The organism is Streptomyces niger, assembly GCF_000718305.1.
Lineage (GTDB): Bacteria > Actinomycetota > Actinomycetes > Streptomycetales > Streptomycetaceae > Streptomyces > Streptomyces niger.
This window is the reverse complement of record NZ_JOFQ01000007.1, coordinates 1-19,408: the sequence shown is the minus strand read 5'-3', so window position 1 is coordinate 19,408 and position 19,408 is coordinate 1. Positions and strand designations below refer to the sequence as shown.

The window sequence follows — 19,408 nt, the reverse complement described above, 5'->3', positions numbered from 1 at the left end:
CGGGGACCGGGGCCGGGACGGGGGCCGAGGCCGGGGCCGGCGGCGGGGGCTGGGGCCGGAGCCGGCGGCGTCGGGGCCAGGGTCCTGGTCGGGGTTGGGGGCGGGTCCGCGACCGGGTCGGGGGCGGGAGCGTCGCCCGGGCATACGCGGCCGACCGCGCGTCTACGAATCGGTGACCGCGGCCTCAGAAGAAGGGCGCCCCCGCGGCGCATACGGGGAAGGGCCGCACCCCGAGTGGGGTGCGGCCCTTCGAGGCGGGCGCGTCAGGCGACCGTCAGGGTGACCTCGATGTTGCCGCGGGTGGCGTTGGAGTACGGGCAGACCTGGTGCGCCTTCTCCACCAGCGCCTGCGCGGTGGCCGCGTCGACGTTCGGGATCGAGGCCGAGATCTCGACCTTGAGACCGAAGCCGCCGGCCGGCGTCTTGCCGATGCCGACCTTGGCGGTCACCTGCGAACCGGAGACGTCCGCGTTCTCCTGGCGCGCCACCACGCTCAGCGCGCCCTGGAAGCAGGCGCTGTACCCGGCGGCGAAGAGCTGCTCGGGGTTGGTGCCGGCGCCGCTGCCGCCCTGCTCCTTGGGCGGGTTGACGACGACGTCGAGCTTGCCGTCGTCGGAGGCGACACGGCCGTCACGGCCGTTCTCCGCCGTGGCGACAGCGGTGTAGACGACGTCGACGGGCTGGATGGACATACGGATTCCTCTCGTACGTTCGCCGCGACTCGCGCCCACGATCGCGACGGCTTGTCCTGAGCCTAGCGGGCCCCTGCAAGAGCCTCACCGGCAAGGGGCCTCGCCCGGCTCACCGGCCCACCATCCGGACGCACTTCGCCCTACCGGCCAGGCCGGTCGCCCTTCCGATCAGGTCGGTCGCCGTACCGGCCAGGCGGGTCGCCCTTCCGATCAGGTGGACCATCTGCCTGATCAGGCGGGCCACCGTTCCGATCGGGCGGGCCACCGTTCCGATCAGGCCGGTCGCCGTACCCGTCAGGCCGGTCGCCCTATCGATCAGGCGGGCAGGCTGACGACCATCTTGCCGGTGTTCTCGCCGCGCAGCAGGCCGAGGAATGCCTCGACGCCGTTCTCCACGCCCTCCACGAACGTCTCGCGGTACTTCAGCTCGCCGGACCGCACCCACGCCGAGACCTCCTCGACGAACTGCGGCTGGAGGTCGTAGTGGTCCCCGACGAGCAGACCTTCCATGCGGAAGCGCTTGGCGATGATCTGCGCGAGGTTGCGCGGGGCCGGGGTCGGCTCGGTCGCGTTGTACTGCGAGATCATGCCGCAGACGGCGATCCTGCCGTGCAGGTTCATCGCCCCGATGGCCGCCTCCAGGTGGTCCCCGCCGACGTTGTCGAAGTAGACGTCGATGCCGTCGGGCGCGGCCTGCTTGAGCTGGTCCTTCACCGGGCCGTTCTTGTAGTTGAACGCCGCGTCGAAGCCGTACTCCTCCAGCAGGACCTTGACCTTCTCGTCCGAGCCGGCCGAGCCGATCACCCGGGACGCGCCCTTGAGCTTGGCGATCTGGCCGACCTGGCCACCGACCGCACCGGCAGCGCCGGAGACGAAGACCGCGTCACCCTCCTTGAAGTCCGCGACCCGCAGCAGGCCGGCGTAGGCGGTCAGGCCCGGCATGCCCAGCACGCCGAGGTAGGTGCTCAGCGGGGCCGCGTCGGGGTCCACCTTGACCGCGGTCTTCGCGTTGACCGTGGCGTACTCGCGCCAGCCGGCGAAGTGCAGCGCCTGGTCACCGACGGCGAAGCCCTCGGCGTTGGACGCGATGACCTCGCCGACCGCACCGCCCTGCATCGGCTTGTCCAGCTCGAACGGCTCGACGTACGACTTCGCCGTGCTCATCCGGCCGCGCATGTACGGGTCGACGGAGAAGTAGCGGTTGCGGACCAGGATCTGGCCCTCGCCGGGCTCGCGGACCTGCGCCTCACGCAGGGCGAAGTCGGCCGGGGTCGGCCAGCCCTGCGGGCGGGCGACGAGGTGCCATTCACGGCCGGTCGTGGGGAGTGCGGACATGCCCGGAGCCTCCAGATGCGGAAGATGTTTCAGGTACTGAAACAACCATGCTCCTGAATATTTCACGTTGTCAAGCAACACGCTATCCTCGTGCGTATGACGCCTCGCACCGACCCGTTGACCCTTGAGGTCGTGGAGCTGATCGGCACCGTCGTCGCCCGCTACCACGAGGAGTACGAGCACGCGGCCGCCGAGTACGCGCTGACCGGCGCCCAGGCCCGCGTCCTGGGCCTGCTCGCGGGCGAGCCGCTGCCCATGCGCCGCATCGCGCAGCGCCTGAAGTGCGAGCCGTCGAACATCACCGGGATCGTGGACCGACTAGAGTCCCGCGGCCTGGTCGAGCGCCGCCCCGACCCGGCCGACCGCCGCGTCAAGCTCGCGGCGCCGACCGAGGAGGGCCGAGCCACCGCGCAGCAGCTGCGTGCCGCGCTCGGCTTCGCCCGCGAGCCCCTGGGCGGCCTGACGGTCGCCGAGCGCACGGTGCTCAAGGAGCTGCTGCGCCGCATGCTGGGCCTGGACGACCCGGATGTCACCGACGACGCCGACGTCACCGACGACGCCGCTGTCGCTGACGCCACCGATGCCGCCGACAGCCATGGCGCCGCGGATGGCTCCGGCGCCGCGGATGGCGCGCAGGGCGTGCAGGGCACGGATGGCGCGCACCGCACGGACGACCCGCGGGACACGAACGGCGGCGCCGGTACCGCTGCCCGATAGGGCGCCGCGCCTCTAATGTGAGGCCATGACCACCCAGAACAGCCGGCCCGCGGTCGACTTCTACTTCGACCCGCTCTGTCCCTTCGCCTGGATCTCCTCCCGCTGGATTCTGGAGGTCGAGCGCCACCGCGACCTGGACCTGCGCTTCCGGGTCATGAGCCTCTCCGTCCTCAACGAGGACCGCGAGGACCTCCCGGACCAGTACAAGGAGCTGCTGGAGCGGGGCTGGGGACCGGTCCGCGTCTGCATCGCCGCCGCGCAGCAGCGCGGCGAGGAGATCCTGCGCGACCTGTACACCGCGCTCGGCACCCGTATCCACAACGAGGGCCGTGGCGAGGAGATGGACGCGGTGATCGCGGAGGCGCTGGCCGAGACCGGGCTCCCCGCCGAGCTGGCCGAGGCGGCGCACAGCACCGCCTACGACGAGGCGCTGCGCAAGAGCCACCACGAGGGCATGGATCCGGTGGGCTCCGAGGTCGGCACGCCCACGATCCACATCGACGGGGTGGCCTTCTTCGGGCCCGTACTGTCCGCGATCCCGCGCGGCGAGGAGGCGGTACGGGTCTTCGACGGCGCCCGGCTGCTCGCCGGTTACGACAAGTTCTTCGAGCTCAAGCGCACCCGCACCGGCGACCTCGACTTCAGCTGACCCGGCGCGCCCCGACGGCCGTCCCGCCGCCCTGCGCCGCGCCCTCCCGTAAGCGCCGTGCGCGCAGCACCAGTTCGAGCGCGAAGCGCCGGTCCGGGTCGTCGAGCTCCTCGCCCCACAGGTCGCGGAGCTGACGCAGCCGGTAGCGGACGGTCTGCGGGTGCACGCCGAGCCGGGCGGCCACCTCGGGGGCGCCGCCGCGCGTCTCCAGCCAGGCGAGCAGGGTGTCGGCGAGTCGCCGGGCGTGGCCGGGTCCGCAGCTCTCCAGTGGCGCCAGGCTGCGTCGGGTGAGGTCGGCGATCAGCTCTTCGGGAGGCAGCAGAACGAGCGCTTCGGTGTGCTCGGTGCAGCGCAGCAGCTCCCCCGGGGGCAGCAGGCCGCGCTCCACGAGAGCGAGCGCCGCCTCCGCCCAGCGCAGGGAAGCGGCGGCAGCGGCGAGCGGTACGGGCGGCCCGACCGCGCCCGACCAGCCGTACGTGGCCCGTGCCAGCAGCTCGTGGCGGCCCGCCACGTCCGGCTCCGGCAGGATCACGCACGGCCGCTCCCGCTCCATGTCCAGCAGGACGCCGGGCCCGACGGCCGGCGCCACGGCCTCCCGGGCGGGCCGGGCCAGCACGGCGACCGCGACGTATTCGGGCAGCGGCCAGCCGATCCGGGCGGCGCGTTCCGCGACGTCCGGCCCGCCGGTCAGGATCTCCGCCATCAGCTGCCGCTGCAGCCGGAGCCGCTCGCCGGCCTGCCGGGCGGCGGCCTCGGCGTGACCGCGTACGGACTGGGCGACCAGCCCGTCCAGGTACGCGAAGCCGGATTCGGCCAGTTCGTACATCGCGGGGGCCGGGATCTCCGCCTCCTGGCCGATCTCCGCGAGCCGGCGCCAGGCCAGCCGTACGCCGAGCCAGTAGACGGCCTGCAGGGCGTCCAGGCTGCGTCCGTGCTGTCCCTCGCCCCGGCCGAAGTCCTGGAAGTCCTGTGGGGGCGCCTGAGGGCGCTCCTCGCCCGCGGCGACGTGGGTGACGAAGTGCTCCAGCGCCCGGCGGATGCCCACCAGCGCCTTGGGCTCACCCAGTTCGTCCAGGACGACCGGCAGCTGCGGGAACTCGCGTCGGATCTCGCGCAGGATCTCCTCGGCGAGCGCGGGGACCCGGTCCATGGCCAGGGTGGCGAAGCGGTGCACCCGCAGGCGCGGCACGTCCTGCCAGGCCGGGCCCACGGCGGTCACCGCCCGCTCACTCACCGGTCCGGTCGAAGGTGACCAGCGGGACGTTCGGCTGCTCCGGGGTGGCGTTCAGCACGGCGACGGCCCCCAGGCCCGCGCCCGCGGCGAGCGCGGCGGCGGCGATACAGGTCAGCGTGGCGGCGAGCAGTCTGGGCATGGCGCGCGGACCCTTCGTCGTGGTGGCGGGCGCGGCGCCCGGCCCCGGTCTGACGGCTGTCGCGGTGTGCCTACTGTGAGAGGGAGTTGACGGGCTGTCAAGTACTCCCCTACGGTTCCCGGGCCGATGGCCGGGAACCGCCTCCGGGCCGGTTTCGGCCCGCTTCCGGCTTCCCTCCGGCCCGCCTCCGTACACCGCCGCGCGCCCCGGCGGAGCCACCGCTACCGTGTCCCGCCCGGGCCCGTGCCTCCGTATCCGTACGACCCGCCTCCCGGCCGGCCCGGGTACCGGGCCCCGAAGTCGTTCCCCGTGCACTGCCCCGCCCTGCCTCACCACAGGAGTGCCCGTATGCGGAAGACTGCCTCACCCCTGTCCCTGGCCCTGCTCGGCAGCGGCGTGTTCCTGCTGGTACTGGCGGCGATGCTGGCCTGGTACGTGGCACCGCGCGCCGCGCGCACTCCTGTCGACGTGGACGTCACCACGGTGTTCACCGGCACCGGGCGCTACTTCGAGACGGAGGACCTGGAGACCAGAAAGGGCCGGATCACCGTCACCCGTCACGTACTGGGCGACGTGGCCGCGAGTGAGCGCAGCGGGCAGGCCGTGTGGAACGTGTCCACCACCGTCGACTCCCCTCGGACGCTGCGACTGAAGGACCCTCGTAAGGCGCTGCTGTGGACCACCGGGCGCTGGGTCACCGACCGGCGGACGAACGCGCCGGTGCACTGCTGCGGTGAGTCCCCCGCGCACTACGAGGGCGAGGCGTACCTGAAGTTCCCCTTCGATGTGCAGCGGCGTACCTACCGTTGGTGGGACGACACGCTGCAGGCGGCGGTCCCGCTGGCGTACACCGGGACGCGGCGCGTCGCGGGCCACCAGGGGTATGTGTTCACCGGGTCGGTGCCGCCGGCCAGGACGGGCAGCAGGCAGGTGCCGGGCAAGCTCGTGGGTCGGCCGAAGCAACCGCAGATCCAGGCCGAGGAGTGGTACGCCAACGCCGGGATCGAACTGGTCGTGGACCGGCGCACCGGTCGCATCATCGACGCCTCGGTCTCGCCGCGCAGGACGCTGCGGGTGCCCGGCGGACAGCGGGACGTGGTCACCCTGCTGGACGGCCGCCGGCTGCGCTTCACGCCCGCCACCCGCCGCGCCCAGGTGGCGCTGGCGAGCGCGGACGCCAGGAAGCTGCGGCTGGTGGGTGAGACCGTCCCCCCGTGGACGGCCGGGGCGGGCGGCGTACTGGCCCTGGCGGGCGCGGTGCTGGTGGCGATCGGACGGCGACCGCGCCCCGATGCTGCGCGCGGTGACGAACAACCGGACGGAGACGGGCCGGAATTTGTCACTCCGGTGAGTGGCCAGGGCACGGCGCGCGGCGAACACTGACGACCCGACGGGCCATCGGCGATTTCCGGTCGGCTCGTTCCGCACGGCTCAGTACGCAGTACGTCCCCCACCCTAGGTACCGCACCCTGAGACGAGTTGGAGCGCAGATGCCCCAGCACGTGCCCCCGCTGCCGCACGCCCCTGCCCTGGAGCCCGTACGCCCCTGGCACGAGCCGGTGCGTCCGCACGCCCGCAGGCCGTCCCACGCGGCCACGCCACCCTCGCCGCGCCGCATCGTCTTCCTCGCCCGCCGCGACCTCGGCAACCCCGCGGCGGGCGGTTCCGAACTGCTCGTCGACCGGCTCGCCGAAGGGCTCACCGCCCTGGGCCACCAGGTCACGCTGTTGTGCGGCGGTCCTGCCGCACACCGCGACTACCGGGTGGTCTCCGCAGGTGGCGACGCCGGTCACTTCCTGCGCGTCCGCAGACAGTTCGCCCGCCAGGTCGGCGACTGCGACCTACTGGTGGAGGTGTGCAACGGCATGCCCTACCTGGCCCCTCTCTGGCACAGCGGACCGACCCTCTGCCTGGTCAACCACGTCCACACCGACCTCTGGGGGCTGCGCTACCCGGCCCCCGCAGCGCGCCTGGGCCGCGGCCTGGAGCGGTGGGCGCTGGCCGGCACCCACCGCGGCAATCTGATGGTCGCGGTCTCCGACTCCACCGCGGGCGCGCTGCGGGACCTCGGCGTACCCGGGGACCGCATCCGGCTGGTCCACAACGGCGTCGAGGAGCCCGGCCCGCTGCTCCCGAAGTCCCCCGAACCGCTGTTCCTGGCCATGGGCAGACTCGTCGAGTACAAGCGGATCGGCCTGCTCCTGCGCCTGTGGGAGCGCGTACGGCCGGTGACCGGCGGCCGCCTGGTCATCGTCGGGGACGGGCCGGAGCGGCGCCGCCTGGAGGGTCTGGCAGGCCCCGGCGTCCGCTTCACGGGCCACGTGAGCGAGCGCGAGAAACACGAACTGCTGTGCCGCGCCTGGCTGCTGCTGCACCCCTCGCTCATCGAGGGCTGGGGCCTGGTGGTCATGGAGGCCGCCGCCCGGCGCACCCCGGCCGTCGGCTTCGACATACCGGGCCTGCGGGACTCCGTGCACGACGGGGTCACCGGCCTGCTCGCACGAGGGGAGAGCGCCTTCGCCGCCCACTGGTGCGCACTCGCCCTGAGTGGCCAGCGGCGCCACGCGATGGGCCGCGCGGCCGAGCTGCGCGCCGCACGCTTCCGCTGGAGCGCCACGGTCCGCAGCTTCCGCGCGGTGGCCGCGGAGGCCGTCCGCACGGCGCCGGGGAGGTGACGCACGTGGTGCGCGATCCCTCGCTGCGCAGGTCCGCGGCGCTCTTCCGCGCGTTCCTGCACGAGCAGACCGACCCCGAAGGCTGTTACGGGCTGCTCGCCCGGGACGCCGCCGACCAGCTGGAGCGCTACGTCCCGCTGTCCGGGGCCGTGGTGGCCGATGTCGGCGGCGGCGCCGGGCACTTCACGGCGGAGTTCCGCCGCCGCGGTGCGCTCGCGGTGCTCCTGGAACCGGACCCGGCCGAGCTGTACGCGCGCGGCGCCCCGCCCGAGGGCGCGGTGCTCGCGGACGGCTACCTGCTGCCGCTCGCGGACGGCGCGGCCGACGTCTGCTTCTCCTCCAACGTCCTGGAACACGTCGCCGACCCGCACACCTTCCTCAGTGAGATGGTGCGGGTCACCCGCCCCGGCGGACTGATCTACGTCGCCTTCACCAACTGGCTGTCCCCCTGGGGCGGCCACGAGACGGCGCCCTGGCACTACCTGGGGGCGCGCCGGGCCCGCGACCGCTACCGGCGGCGCACCGGACGCAGCCCCAAGCACACGCTCGGCGAGAACCTCTTCGCGCTCCACATCGGGCCCACGCTGCGCCAGGTACGCGCCCGCCGGGACGTCGAGGTGCTCGCCGCCCGGTCCCGCTACGCGCCGTTCCTGGCCGGCGCCGTCGCCCGCCTGCCCGGCGTGCGCGAGGTCGCCACCTGGAACCTCCTTCTCATACTCCGGCGGTTGCCATGACCCAGACGCTCGCCACCTCGCGCTCTCCGGGCTCGCCCGTTCCCGGAAGCACTCCGACGACCGCACCCGAGGGGCCACCACCGGAGCGGCCACGGAGGCGGAGCTGGCTGCTGGCCTTCTGGGCCGTCGCCTTCCTCGCCTTCCTGGCGCCGTCCCCGGGCCGGATGACGTTCGAGACCAAGCTCGGGGTGGCGCTGGCCCCGTGGAAGTTCCTCGCCGACCTCGGGTCCCTCTGGCACGACCGGGCCGGCTTCGGGGGCCTCGCCGACCAGTACATCGGCTACGCGTTCCCGATGCTCCCGTACTACGCGCTGGCCGACCTGGCGCACCTGCCGGTCTGGATCGCGGAACGGCTGTGGCTGTCCCTCGTGGTGACCGCCGCCTTCTGGGGCGCGCTGCGACTGGCCGAGCGCCTGAAGGTGGGCAGCCCCGCCTCACGGCTGCTGGGGGCCGCCACGTATGCGCTGTGGCCCGCCTTCACCATCGTCATCGGGTCCACCTCGGCCGCCGCGCTGCCCGGCGCCGTTCTCCCCTGGGTGCTGCTGCCGCTCGCCGACCCGCGCCGCACCACGCGCCTCGCGGCGGCCCGTTCGGCGGTGCTGATCCCCTTCATGGGCGGCGTCAACGCGGCCTGCACGATCGCGGCGCTGGTACCCGCGCTGCTGTACGTGCTCACCCGTACCGGTTCGCGACGGTGGACGTTACTGGGCTGGTGGCTGCCGGGCGTCCTGCTGGTCACCGCATGGTGGTCGCTCCCGCTGCTCCTCCTGGGCGCGCACGGCGAGAACTTCATGCCGTACGTGGAGCAGGCCGACGCCACCACGAGCACCATGTCGGCCACCGAGCTGCTGCGCGGCGCCGGCAACTGGGTCGCGTACCTGAACTTCGGGGAGCCTTGGCTGCCCGCCGGCTGGACGCTGGTGGCGGGCGTGTTCACGGTCGTCGGCACCGCGCTCACGGCGGCGCTGGGCCTGGCCGGGCTGGCCCGCCGGGACCTGCCCGAGCGGCGCTGGCTGCTGCTGACCGTGCTGGTCGTCGCCGCGATCGCGCTGGCCGGGTACGGGGGCTTCCTCGGCGGCCCGCTGCACCAAATGGTGCGGGACTGGCTGGACGGCCCGTTGCAGCCGTTCCGCAACGTCTACAAGTTCGCGCCCGGCCTCGCCCTCGCGCTGGCCTTCGGGCTGGCGCACCTCACGGGCCTGGCCTCCCGGCCGCGCGCCGGCCGCCCGCTGCCCGGCGGCCGGTACGTCCCCCTGATCGTCGCGCTGCTTCTGCTGCCGGCTCTCGCGCTGCCCTACCTGAACGGCACGGTCCTGCAGCCCGGTGCCTTCAAGCAACTGCCCGCCTACTGGCAGCGGACCGCCGACTGGCTCGTGGACCACAGCCCCGACGACCGCGCGCTGGTCGTCCCGGCCACCGCGCACGGCCTGTACACCTGGGGCTCCCCCATCGACCAGCCGCTCGACGTGCTCGCCGAGTCCCGCTGGGCGCAGCGCGACTTCGTCCCCTTCGGGACGAAGGGTTCGCGGCGCACGATGGACGCCGTGGAGCAGGCCCTGATGACCGGCTCCGAAGTACCGGGCCTGCGCGGCTTCCTGAGCCGGGCCGGGCTGTACAACGTGGTCGTACGCAACGACCTGGACCCCGACCAGATCGGCTACGTCCCCCCGCAGACCGTCCGCCGCGCCCTCGTGTCCTCCGGCTACCGCAAGGTGGCCGCCTTCGGACCGCTGACCACCGCCGGCCGGATCGCCGACGGCACCCCGATACAGGTTCAGGGGCTGTACCCGAGGCAGCGCGCGGTGGAGATCTACGAGCCGGAGGACACGCCGCGCCCGGGGAAGGTCACCGCCCGGGCCGCGGCCGATGCGGCGCGGCTCAGCGGCGGCCCCGAAGCGCTGCTGCAGTTCGCCGCCGACCCCGCGCTGCGCGACCGGCCGACGGTCCTGACCGGCGACGCGCTCCCGGGCGTCGAGGCCCCGGCGCTCCACCTCACCGGTGACGGCCTGCGCCGCACCGACACCCGCTTCGGGCTGGTCAACACCAACACGTCGTACACGTACACCGCCCGCGAGCGGAACGGCCCGGACAGTGTGCAGGACCCCGGCCGCCCGCCGCGCCAGATCCTGCCCGTCCACGGCATCGAGCACCAGACGACAGCCGTGCTGCGCGGCGCCCGCTCGGTCACCGCGTCCTCCAGCGGCAGTTGGCTCTTCCACCTGCCGCAGTACGACCCGGTGCACGCCTTCGACGGCGACCCGGACACCGCCTGGGCGGAGGGCAGCGCGGGTGATCCGGTCGGCCAGTGGGTGAAGGTCGCCTTCAAGCGGCCCGTGGACGTCCCCGCGACGCTCGCGCTGACCCCGCTGCCCGGCGACGGGCTGCGCGCCGCTCCCACGGCCGTCCGCGTCTCCACCGACCGCGGCAGCGCGGTCAGTCAGCTGCGCACCGACGGCACGCGCCAATCGGTCCGGGCGCCGGCGGGGCGGGCGAAGTGGCTGAAGGTCACCATCATGGGGTCCCAGTTGCCGCGCGCCGGCGTCTCCGGGGCCGGCATCTCGGAGGTCACTATCCCCGGCGTACGGGTCACGCGGCTCCTCCAGGTGCCCACCGACTCCGAGTACACGGACGCACCGGCCACCACGTACGCGTTGCACCGCGGCAGCGACCCCGGTGGCCTCTCCCCGGTGTCCGCCGAGACCGGCCTGCACCGGCAGTTCCGCACGGGCGCCGATGCCGTGTACCGGGTCTCCGCCGAAGCGCTGGCCGTCCCGGGGCGCGCCTTGGACGCGCTGCTCACGAAGGCGGCGCCCGAACAGCGTGACCGGATCACCGTCACCGCCGACTCCACCAGCCGTACCGGGCAGTCCCTCAGCCCCCGCAACCTCGTGGACGGCGACCTGACCACCGCTTGGGTCGCCGGGGACAAGCCCACGGTGCACCTGCGCTGGCCGGGCAAGAAGAAGATCGACACCATCGTGCTGCCCGCCGCGGGCGGCATCTCCACGCGGCCCGAACAGATCCTGATCAACTCGCCCTACGGTGCGGCGACCGCCGGCGTCGACGAGAACGGCATGGCCCGCTTCGACCCGATCACGACCGACCGCCTCGACCTCACGATCTCCAAGGTCAAGCCGCTGACCATTCACAACCCCGTGGCGGGGCAGCCGCTCCAGCTTCCGGTCGGCCTCAGCGAGGTCTACCTCCCCGCACTCAAGAAGTACCGCACCCCGCCGCCCCATCGGGGCGCGCGCTTCTCGCTGCCCTGTGGCCAGGGGCCCGAGCTCACCGTGGACGGCGTTCGGTACGCCACGAAGGCCGCGGGGCCGGTCCGTGATCTGGTGCAGCGCCGCCCCGTCAAGGTCGAGCTGTGCCGCGCCGAGGGCGGCCGGGTCGCCCTGCCCGCGGGGCGGCACCGCGTGGAGGCGGGCGACCAGGGGCCGCTCGCGCTGACCGACATCACCCTCCGGCGCGGCACTCCGGAGCCGACGACCGTCGCCCCGCGCCGGGTCATCGCCGGGGCCGGCTGGTCGGGCGACAGCCGCGACGCGTACATCAGCCCGGGGCGCGCGGTGTACCTCCAGACGTACGAGAACGCCAACGCCGGCTGGCACGCGCTCCTGAACGGCCGCGAGCTCACCCCGGTACGGGTGGACGGTTGGCAGCAGGCGTTCCTGGTCCCGGCCGGCGGGGGCGGGACGGTGCACCTGTACTACGCGCCGGCCGCGCAGTACCGGGTGGCGCTGGTCACCGGGGCCGTCGGCGTCCTGCTGGTCGCGGCGTGCGCCCTGATAGGGCGGCGCCGCGAGGCGGCGGAAGTGCCGGTGCCGCCGCCCGCGCCCTCCTGGGGGGTGCTGGGCACGGTCGTGCTCGCCGCCGTACTGGCGCTCGTCGCCGGGCCGTTCGCGGTGGCCGTGCCGGTGCTCGCGCTGCTCGCCCGCGGCCGCCCGGCGCTGCTCGCGCCCCTGGCCTTCCTCGCGATGGCGGCAGCCGGTGTCGCCGCGTCCTTCGGGGCCGGCTTCCCGGCCTCGCTCGGCCGCGGCCCGTTCAGCGCCCCGGCTCAGGGCCTGGCGCTGCTCGCGCTGACCGCGGCGGTGGTCACGGTGCCGCCGGGCCGCCTGTGGCCCGCGGCGCTCCGCCCGGGCCACCGAAAACTCCGGCCACCCGAGGCGGACACGACCGAGGGGACAGCGGTCGAAGCGGCCCCCACCACAGCCGAGCCGAAGACGGGCGAGGAGGACACCACGAAGCCGCTCCCGACCGGGGAAGGCACCACCGAGCGGCCCCCGACCGAGGGAGCCGCCCCTGCCGGAAGCACACCCGATGCGAGCCCCGCCACCGAGCCGAAAACGGCCGAGGAGGGCGCCACAAGGCCGCTCCCGGCCGAGGAGAGCCCCACCGAGCGGCCCCCGGCCGAGGGAGCCGCCCCGCCCGAGAGCGCACCCGGTGCGAGCCCTGCCACAGCCGAGCCGCCGGCAGCCGGGGAGGGCGCCACGAAGCCGCTCCCGGCCGGGGAAGGCGACGAGAAGCCGGCGTCGGCCGGCGGTGCGGTGCCGCCCGGATCCGAGGACGACACGGCCGTCCTGCCGCCCGTGCCGCCCGAGGAACCCGCCTCCGGAGAGCCCGGAGCGGAAGCGCCCGAGGCCGGGCAGCGCCAGGCCGGCCGACCCGACACCGGGGAGGCCGTCGAGGGGCCTGCCACCGAGCGGCCGACCGCTCCCGACCAGCCCCGACGCCGGCCCCCGCTGCCTCGTCGGAAGAAGCGCACGAGCGAACCGCCCGAGGAAGAGGGGCCCACCGCATGACCGCCCTCCACCCGGTCCGCGCGCCGAAACCCACCCCGCGCGCCCTCCGGCCGGCACCCTTCCCGCTCGTGGACGAGATCGCCCGGCACTGCACCCAGGAGGCGGAGCCGGAGACCGTGCACGTGGAGGCGCACCTGCCGGGCCACGTGAACGGCGCCCGCCTTCGGGAGGCGTTCGGCCGGGCGTTGGCACGGCATCCGAAGGCGCTGCTGCGGCAGGCCCCCGTGCGCTGGTGGCACCGGCGGTACACGTGGCAGCCGGCCGACGCGCCCGATGGGGACCCGGTCTCCTTCCCGGAGCCGGGCCCCGAGGCGCTGCGCCGGGCCCGGCAGCGGGCGCTCGCCGAGTGCCCCTCCTTGGACGCCGCCCCACCCGTGCGGCTGGAGGTGATCGCTCAGGGAGCGGCGGCCGGGCAGGACACCGGCCCCGGCACCGTGCTGCTCCTCATCGCCCACCACACCGCGCTGGACGCGCCGTCCTGCCTACGCCTGCTGGCGACCACGGCCGAGCTGTACGGGGGCGCGGACAACTCCCCCGCGCCACCACCCGTACGCGCCGTGCAGAAGGGCGTACGGCGCTCCAGCGGCAGCACCGCAGCGGTACGCCTCGTCCCGCGCCGTCCGGCCCGGGTGGCCGCCGACCGCGGTCGCGCAGCGCCCGGGAACGGCATGCTCCTCACCGAACTGCCCGTACCGGTCCGACCGCCCCGTGTCCCCGGCGCGCGGGCCCCGTACACCGTCAACGACCAGCTTCTCGTGGCCGCTTGCCTCTCGGTGACGCGTTGGAACCACGTGCACGGCGCGCGCTCCGCCCCCGTGGTCCTCACCGTGCCCGTCGACGACCGGCCTCGCGATGCGGGAATGCCACTCGGCAACGGGACACGGCTGGTCTCCGTGAACTTCGGGGCGGGCCCACCGGGCGCGGCGCGGAACGCCGTCGCCTGGCCACCGGAGCCGGCCGTGGTGGCTCGCCTGCTGCGTACCACTGCTACCCGCACCCGCGCCCTCAAGTCGGCGTCCGGGCCCCAACTGGGCCGGGCCGGCGCCCTGCTGACCGCTCCCGTGCTGCCGGTCGGCGGGCGGGCCGCGGTGACCCGTGGGGCGCGTGCCGCCGCCGCGCCCTGGACGTCCACCGCCCTGGTGTCCAACATCGGTCGGCTGCCCTACCCGCTGGACTTCGGTGCCATGGGCGGCCGGGCCACCGGGGTGTGGTTCTCCGCGCCGGTCCGTATGCCGCGCGGGCTGTCCTTCGGGACGCTCGCCACCGGCGGCCGGATCCAGCTGACGCTGCGCTGGTCCCGGGCGCTGCTGGACGACACATCAGGTGCAGCGCTGTGCGCGCTGTTCGAAGAAGCTCTCACGGCGACCTCTTGGAGCGGCACATGACCACGACCGGTGCGCGGCACGGCCCCGGAGGCCTGCGCGACTTCTACGAGGACCCGTTGGTGCCCGTCTCCTCCGGGGCCGAGCGGGGGCGGCGGCAGGCGCTGATGCTGGCGCGTGCGCTCGGCCCGGCCGGTGGCGGGCGGGCCCCGGCCACCGTCCTGGACATCGGCTGCGGGGACGGCACCGCGGCGGCCACGGCGCTGCCGTACCTGTCCGGCCACCGCCTGATCGGCGTCGACTGGTCGCAGGACGCGCTGCGCCGCGCGGCGACCCGGCTGCCCCTCGTGGTGCGCGGCGAACTGTCCGGCGCGGGGCTGCCGTTCGCTGACGGGGCGGCCGATGCGGTGCTCTTCAGTGAGGTCGTCGAGCACCTGGTGAATCCCGACGCGGCCCTGGATGAGCTGCGGCGCGTCCTGCGCCCCGGCGGCCACCTGATGCTCTCCACGCCCAACCTCGCCGCCTGGTACAACCGCGGCCTGCTGCTGGCGGGCGTGCAGCCGGTGTTCTCGGAGGTGAGCCTGCGTGGCATACACGGCCGCCCGGGCAGTCAGGTCGTCGGCCACCTCCGGCTCTACACCGCCCGTGCGCTACGTGGCTTCCTGACCGCCGCGGGGTTCGAGGTCGTACGGATGGCGGGCGCGCCGTACCACGATGTGCCGCGCCCGCTGCGTCCTGTGGACCGGCTGGCCTGCCGGATCCCGTCGCTGGCGTCGATCCTGCTGGTGCACGCCCGCCGGCCGGAGCGGTGACCGTGCCGGGGTGGGGCATCGCGGCAGCGCTGCTGGCGAACGTCCTGTACAGCTGCGGATTCGTCCTGGAGAAGCGGGCGTTGGGCCGGCTGCCACCGCTGAGCGTCCGGCACCCGTTCCGGGTCGTGCGGCAGTTGCTGGGCAGTCCACTGTGGCTGGCCGGCTCGCTGGCGCTGGTGGCCGGCTTCGCGGCGCAGCTGGTGGTCTACCGCACGCTGCCCGTCGCGGCCGCCCAGGGGCTGTTCGCGGTCGGTCTGGTGCTGGTCCTGCTGCTGTCCTCGGTGGTGCTCGGGGAGCGGACGACCGGGCGCGAGCGGCTGGCGACGGTGGCGGTGGTGGCCGCGCTGGTGATGGTGGCCGTCTCGCTGCACGGCGCGGACGCGGCGGAGATGGGCCGCACGGCCCCGACGGGGACGCTGCTGTGGTGCGCGCTGCCCGCGCTCGCCGCCGGGCTGTGGCTGTACGCGGCTGCCGGGCGCCGGGCCCGGCGACGCCACCGGGCGGCCGGTGCGGGCGTGCCCTATGGGGTGGCGATCGGGCTGCTTTACGGGGTGAGTTCGCTGGCCATCAAGGGGCTGGCGGGGTTGCCGGAGGTGGCGGGCGCGGCCGGCACCGGAACGGGCCGGCTGCCGGACGTCCGGGCGGCGCTCGCCCTTCTCGCCGCTTCGGGCGCGACGCCGTACCCGTATCTGCTGCTGTGCACGGGGACGGCCGGGCTGGTGCTGTCGCAGGCGGCGCTGCAGCGCTGCCGGGCGTCGCTGCTCGTTCCCGTGTGCTCGGCCGTGAGCGGTGTCCTCGCCGTCGTCTGCGGCACGGTCGCCTTCGGGGAGCCGCTGCCCGGCGACCCGGTACGGCTGGCGCTGCGGCTGGGCGGTACGGCCCTGGCGCTGGCCGCGCTGCTCGCCATGGACCGGCGCCCGGCACCGCCCACGCCGGTGCCCGAGCCGCCCGCACCGGCGCCCGCCGTGGTGTCCGGGCGTACCGTCTCCGTCACCCGCCGGCCCACGTCGGCCGACACCTTCCCGCCACCGGACGCGTCACAGGGAGCTGCCACATGAAGCCGGACGACCCGCTGCTGCGGATCCTCGCCTGCCCGCTCGACAAGGGGCCGCTGGCCCTCATAGCCGCGGACGACGCGCTCTACAACCCGCGGCTGCGGCGCCGTTACCCCATCGTGGACGGCGTCCCGCAGCTGCTGCCCGCTTCGGGGGAGCAGGTCTCCGCCGAGGAGCACGAGCGCCTGCTGGCCCGTATGCAGACGGTCGGCGGCACGCCGGGGGCGGCGGGCTCCTCCGAGGGCGAGGGCCGGCCGTGACGCTCGCCGCCCGGCTCGCGCCGCACCTGCCGCCCCGGCTGGTCTCCGCCACCGCGACGCTGCTCTACCCGCGCTTCGAGCCCGAGCTGCGCCGGCTCTCCGACTTCTGCCGGCCCGGCGGCACGGCCGTGGACGTGGGCGGCTGGTACGGGCCCTGGGCGCGGCATCTGGCGCGCCGTGCCGACCGGGTCGTCACCCTGGAGCCGGTGCCGCACTTGGCGCGGCTGCTGCGGACCGTGACGCCCGACAACGTCGAGGTGGTGGTGGCCGCGGCCGGCGACCGCTCGGGGACCGCGACGCTGTGGTTACCCCCCGGGGGTCGCGGGGACCGCGGCGTGTCCTCCCTGGTGCGCCGCAGGCTCCACCGCGGCGCCCTGGAGGTCCGCTGTCTGACGCTGGACGAGCTGGAACTCTCCGACGTGACGCTGATCAAGATCGATGTGGACGGCGGCGAACCGGCAGTGCTGCACGGCGCGGAGCGCACCGTCGAACGGGACCGGCCGGCGGTCTTCGTGGAGCTGGAGACGCGCATCCAGCCGCTCGGGCCGGTACTGGAGTGGTTCGCGGTGCGCGACTACCGGGGCTGGGTGCTGCCCGGTGACCGCTGGCTGCCGCTGGCAGCGTTCGACCTGCCGGGGCATCAGGCCCGTACGTCCTACGTGGCGGAGCACGGGCTGGTGCGCCGCACGCTCGTGCCGCACCGCCGCTACGTCAATTCCGTACTCTTCCTGCCACGCGGCCACGGCCCCGGGGATCGGGCGTACCGCACGAACCCGGCCGCGACGCGCCCTCTCCTGCGCGACGATGTGCGCCATGACCCCTACCCATGAGCCCGGTCCCGGAGAGCCCGCCGAGGGGCCCGGCACGGACGTTTCCGGCCCCGGCGGGCGCGGGAGGTCACATCCGCCACGCAGCCGCCTGCACGAGCCCGAGGGACACGCTCAGGGCCCGCTCGGCGTGCCCGGCAGGCTCGGCTTCCAGCTCGTCCTGCTGCGCCGGATGGCCGACCACCAGCCGGGACTGGTGGAGGACGCGCTGCACACCCTGGGCGTGACCCGTCCGGAGATGCGTGAGGCCAACCGACGCTGGCAGGCGATGAGCCGCTCCCCCAAGTCGCGCGGCGGGCTCCAGCGGTACCGCTCGGTGCTCGGGCCCCCGGAGTCCGACACCGCCCGCCGGATCGGCGACCTGACCTGCCGGGCGCTGACCTGGCCGGTGCCGCTCTGGCCCGATCTGCGCTTCGAGGTGCTGACCGCCCCCGGGGGCGGCGTGTGGAACGAGTGGCTGGTGCGCGCCCCGGGTGCGGCGGGTCCCGTACTCCGAACGGCCGAGGACCTCCAGCCGTGGTGCTGCACGGTCGATGAGGTCGCACGCGCGTTCCCACCGGCCCGCCCGATGGAGGGCTCGGCCCCCAGCCGCTGGCGGCTCGGATTCGCTGCTCCGGGGCCTTCCGGGCCCCCGAAGCAGCGGATCGCGGAGTTCACGTGGGGCCTGCTGCAGCGCCTCGTCGAGTAGGGCTGCGGGCGGCGTCGGGGTCCCTCGCACGGCCCCGTTCAGCGGGCAGCCGGAGGCGTACGGCAGAAGGATGACGGTCGAGAGGTGAGCTGCCGCTCCTGCCCCAATCGGCCCACCCGCGGAGGAACCCATGACCACCAGCGTTGCGCAACTGCGTCGTTGCTCGGTCGCCGTCGACCTCGGCGCGGCGCGCACCCGGGTGTACGTGAAGAACCACGGCCTGATCGTCGACGAACCGACCGTCACAGCCGTCAACAGCCGTACCGGCGCGCTCATAGCCGTCGGCGCCCGCGCCGAGTACATGGCAGGTCGCACCCCGGACCACATCCGGGTGGTCCGGCCGGTCTCCCACGGCACGATCGTGGACATCGAGATGGCCCAACGGCTGCTGCGGCAGCTCGTGGGCGACAAACTGCGCCGCGCGTGGCGGCGCAGGCCCACCATGCGGGCGGCGGTCTGCCTGCCTTCCGGTAGCGAGCCGCTGACCCAGCGGGCCGCCGTGGAGACGCTCACCGGACTCGGCGCCCGGCGGGTGGAACTGGTCGACACGATGGTGGCGGCGGCCGTCGGCTGCGGCCTGCCGGTGGAGCAGCCCGAAGCCACCATGATCGTGGTCTGCGGAGCCGGAACGACCCAGGTCGCGGTGTTGTCGCTGGGCTCCATCGTGGCCGCCGAGACGGTCCCCGTCGGCGGCGACGCCATCGACCACGCCGTCGTCCAGCACCTGCGCCTGCATCACGAGCTGACGGTGGCCAGCCAGAACGTCCGGCCGCTGCATGTGGTGCTGGCCCGCGACGGCGTCCCCGAACCGGGCTCCACGGAGGTGCACGGCCGGGACGTGGTCAGCGGTGAGGCGCGCTGCGTCCGGGTGGAGCCGGACCGCGTGCGCCGCGCCATCGCCGCCCGGCTCACGGGCGTCCTCGACGCCATCAGCGACGTACTGCGGCGCTGCCCGCCCGACCTGGTCGCCGACCTCGCCGAGCGCGGCATCATGCTGGCCGGCGGCAGCGCGCTGGTGCCGGGCCTGGAGCCGATGATCCGGCAGGGCACGCTGATGCCCGTGCAGGTCGCCGAGCGCCCGGACACCTGCGCCGTACAGGGGCTGGCCGCGATGATCGAGGGCCAGGTCTCCTCACTGGAGCTGGCCCCACTGACCCCCTGAAGCGGCGCCCCCGTGAACGCAGCGGAGCCCGCGAGCCGGTCGGCTCGCGGGCTCCGTGAGCCGAAGGGGCCGCGCCTCGTAGGGGGAGACCACGCCCCCTTGAGGGGCCGCGCCGGCATCCATGTGCCGCGCTTCGGGCACCACGTTCACGACGCACTGCCCCGCACGTGTCACGCCCAGGACGCGCTGCGCCTACGTGTCGCGCATACGTGCCCGCACGAGTACGCCGCACGCACTCGTACGTCTGTCTCTTATACACATCTCCGAGCCCACGAGACTAGGCATGATCTCGTATGCCGTCT

Annotated in this window: 16 protein-coding genes and 1 pseudogene; 13 read left to right on the top strand and 4 right to left on the bottom strand. The window is 74.5% G+C overall.

Annotated features, from left to right (window positions below; translation table 11 throughout):
- Window positions 1–263: 263 nt before the first annotated feature.
- Together IF20_RS14380 and IF20_RS14375 are read right to left on the bottom strand one after the other, a co-directional pair.
- Window positions 264–692, bottom strand: coding sequence for an organic hydroperoxide resistance protein (locus IF20_RS14380; RefSeq protein WP_052865551.1), 429 nt, complete (start codon window positions 690–692; stop codon window positions 264–266).
- A gap of 315 nt (window positions 693–1,007) precedes the next feature.
- Entirely contained in the window at window positions 1,008–2,027 is a 1,020-nt protein-coding gene (locus IF20_RS14375) for an NADP-dependent oxidoreductase (protein WP_052865550.1), read from the bottom strand.
- Between the two features lie 96 nt (window positions 2,028–2,123).
- Here IF20_RS14375 and IF20_RS39925 point away from each other — a divergent pair.
- A pseudogene (locus IF20_RS39925) lies at window positions 2,124–2,543 on the top strand (MarR family winged helix-turn-helix transcriptional regulator); the annotation flags it as partial.
- Window positions 2,544–2,769: 226 nt separating this feature from the next.
- On the top strand, window positions 2,770–3,393 hold the full coding sequence (locus IF20_RS14365; RefSeq protein ID WP_052865549.1) for a mycothiol-dependent nitroreductase Rv2466c family protein: 624 nt from the start codon (window positions 2,770–2,772) through the stop codon (window positions 3,391–3,393).
- On the opposite strand, the gene IF20_RS14360 is transcribed toward IF20_RS14365, so the two are convergent.
- Both IF20_RS14360 and IF20_RS39175 read right to left on the bottom strand, forming a co-directional pair.
- Entirely contained in the window at window positions 3,386–4,612 is a 1,227-nt protein-coding gene (locus tag IF20_RS14360) for a PucR family transcriptional regulator (RefSeq protein WP_234426654.1), read from the bottom strand. The two genes, IF20_RS14365 and IF20_RS14360, sit on opposite strands and share 8 nt — an antisense overlap.
- Window positions 4,613–4,619: 7 nt before the next feature.
- Window positions 4,620–4,766, bottom strand: a complete 147-nt coding sequence (locus tag IF20_RS39175; protein ID WP_199896599.1) for a hypothetical protein — start codon at window positions 4,764–4,766, stop codon at window positions 4,620–4,622.
- 348 nt (window positions 4,767–5,114) lie between these two features.
- Here IF20_RS39175 and IF20_RS14355 point away from each other — a divergent pair, with 348 nt between their 5' ends.
- From IF20_RS14355 to IF20_RS14305, 11 genes are all read left to right on the top strand, one after another.
- A complete protein-coding gene (locus IF20_RS14355) occupies window positions 5,115–6,149 on the top strand; it encodes a DUF3068 domain-containing protein (RefSeq protein ID WP_052865547.1) in 1,035 nt (344 codons plus the stop codon).
- Window positions 6,150–6,256: 107 nt separating this feature from the next.
- Window positions 6,257–7,441: a glycosyltransferase family 4 protein gene (locus IF20_RS14350; RefSeq protein ID WP_052865546.1), complete on the top strand. Its 1,185-nt coding sequence runs from the start codon at window positions 6,257–6,259 to the stop codon at window positions 7,439–7,441.
- Between the two features lie 8 nt (window positions 7,442–7,449).
- A complete protein-coding gene (locus tag IF20_RS14345; RefSeq protein ID WP_052865907.1) occupies window positions 7,450–8,175 on the top strand; it encodes a class I SAM-dependent methyltransferase in 726 nt (241 codons plus the stop codon).
- Window positions 8,172–12,980: an alpha-(1->3)-arabinofuranosyltransferase domain-containing protein gene (locus tag IF20_RS14340; RefSeq protein ID WP_110944163.1), complete on the top strand. Its 4,809-nt coding sequence runs from the start codon at window positions 8,172–8,174 to the stop codon at window positions 12,978–12,980. Before IF20_RS14345 ends, IF20_RS14340 begins: the two co-directional genes overlap by 4 nt.
- Entirely contained in the window at window positions 12,977–14,365 is a 1,389-nt protein-coding gene (locus IF20_RS14335; protein ID WP_052865545.1) for a condensation domain-containing protein, read from the top strand. Before IF20_RS14340 ends, IF20_RS14335 begins: the two co-directional genes overlap by 4 nt.
- Entirely contained in the window at window positions 14,362–15,114 is a 753-nt protein-coding gene (locus IF20_RS14330; protein WP_052865544.1) for a class I SAM-dependent methyltransferase, read from the top strand. Before IF20_RS14335 ends, IF20_RS14330 begins: the two co-directional genes overlap by 4 nt.
- Window positions 15,111–16,172, top strand: a complete 1,062-nt coding sequence (locus IF20_RS14325) for a DMT family transporter (protein ID WP_407702495.1) — start codon at window positions 15,111–15,113, stop codon at window positions 16,170–16,172. The genes IF20_RS14330 and IF20_RS14325 overlap by 4 nt, the downstream gene beginning before the upstream one ends.
- The gene (locus IF20_RS14320; protein ID WP_052865906.1) at window positions 16,169–16,429 is read left to right on the top strand and encodes a Trm112 family protein; all 261 of its coding nucleotides are present in this window, start codon (window positions 16,169–16,171) and stop codon (window positions 16,427–16,429) included. Before IF20_RS14325 ends, IF20_RS14320 begins: the two co-directional genes overlap by 4 nt.
- The gene (locus IF20_RS14315; protein WP_052865905.1) at window positions 16,426–17,259 is read left to right on the top strand and encodes an FkbM family methyltransferase; all 834 of its coding nucleotides are present in this window, start codon (window positions 16,426–16,428) and stop codon (window positions 17,257–17,259) included. The genes IF20_RS14320 and IF20_RS14315 overlap by 4 nt, the downstream gene beginning before the upstream one ends.
- A 169-nt stretch (window positions 17,260–17,428) precedes the next feature.
- Window positions 17,429–17,944 carry a hypothetical protein gene (locus IF20_RS14310; RefSeq protein WP_234426673.1) on the top strand — a complete coding sequence of 172 codons (516 nt, stop codon included), beginning with the start codon at window positions 17,429–17,431 and terminating at the stop codon, window positions 17,942–17,944.
- A 130-nt stretch (window positions 17,945–18,074) separates the two neighbouring features.
- Window positions 18,075–19,106 (top strand): rod shape-determining protein, encoded by a 1,032-nt coding sequence (locus IF20_RS14305; protein ID WP_052865543.1) that lies wholly within the window; start codon window positions 18,075–18,077, stop codon window positions 19,104–19,106.
- The last annotated feature ends 302 nt before the right edge of the window (window positions 19,107–19,408 follow it).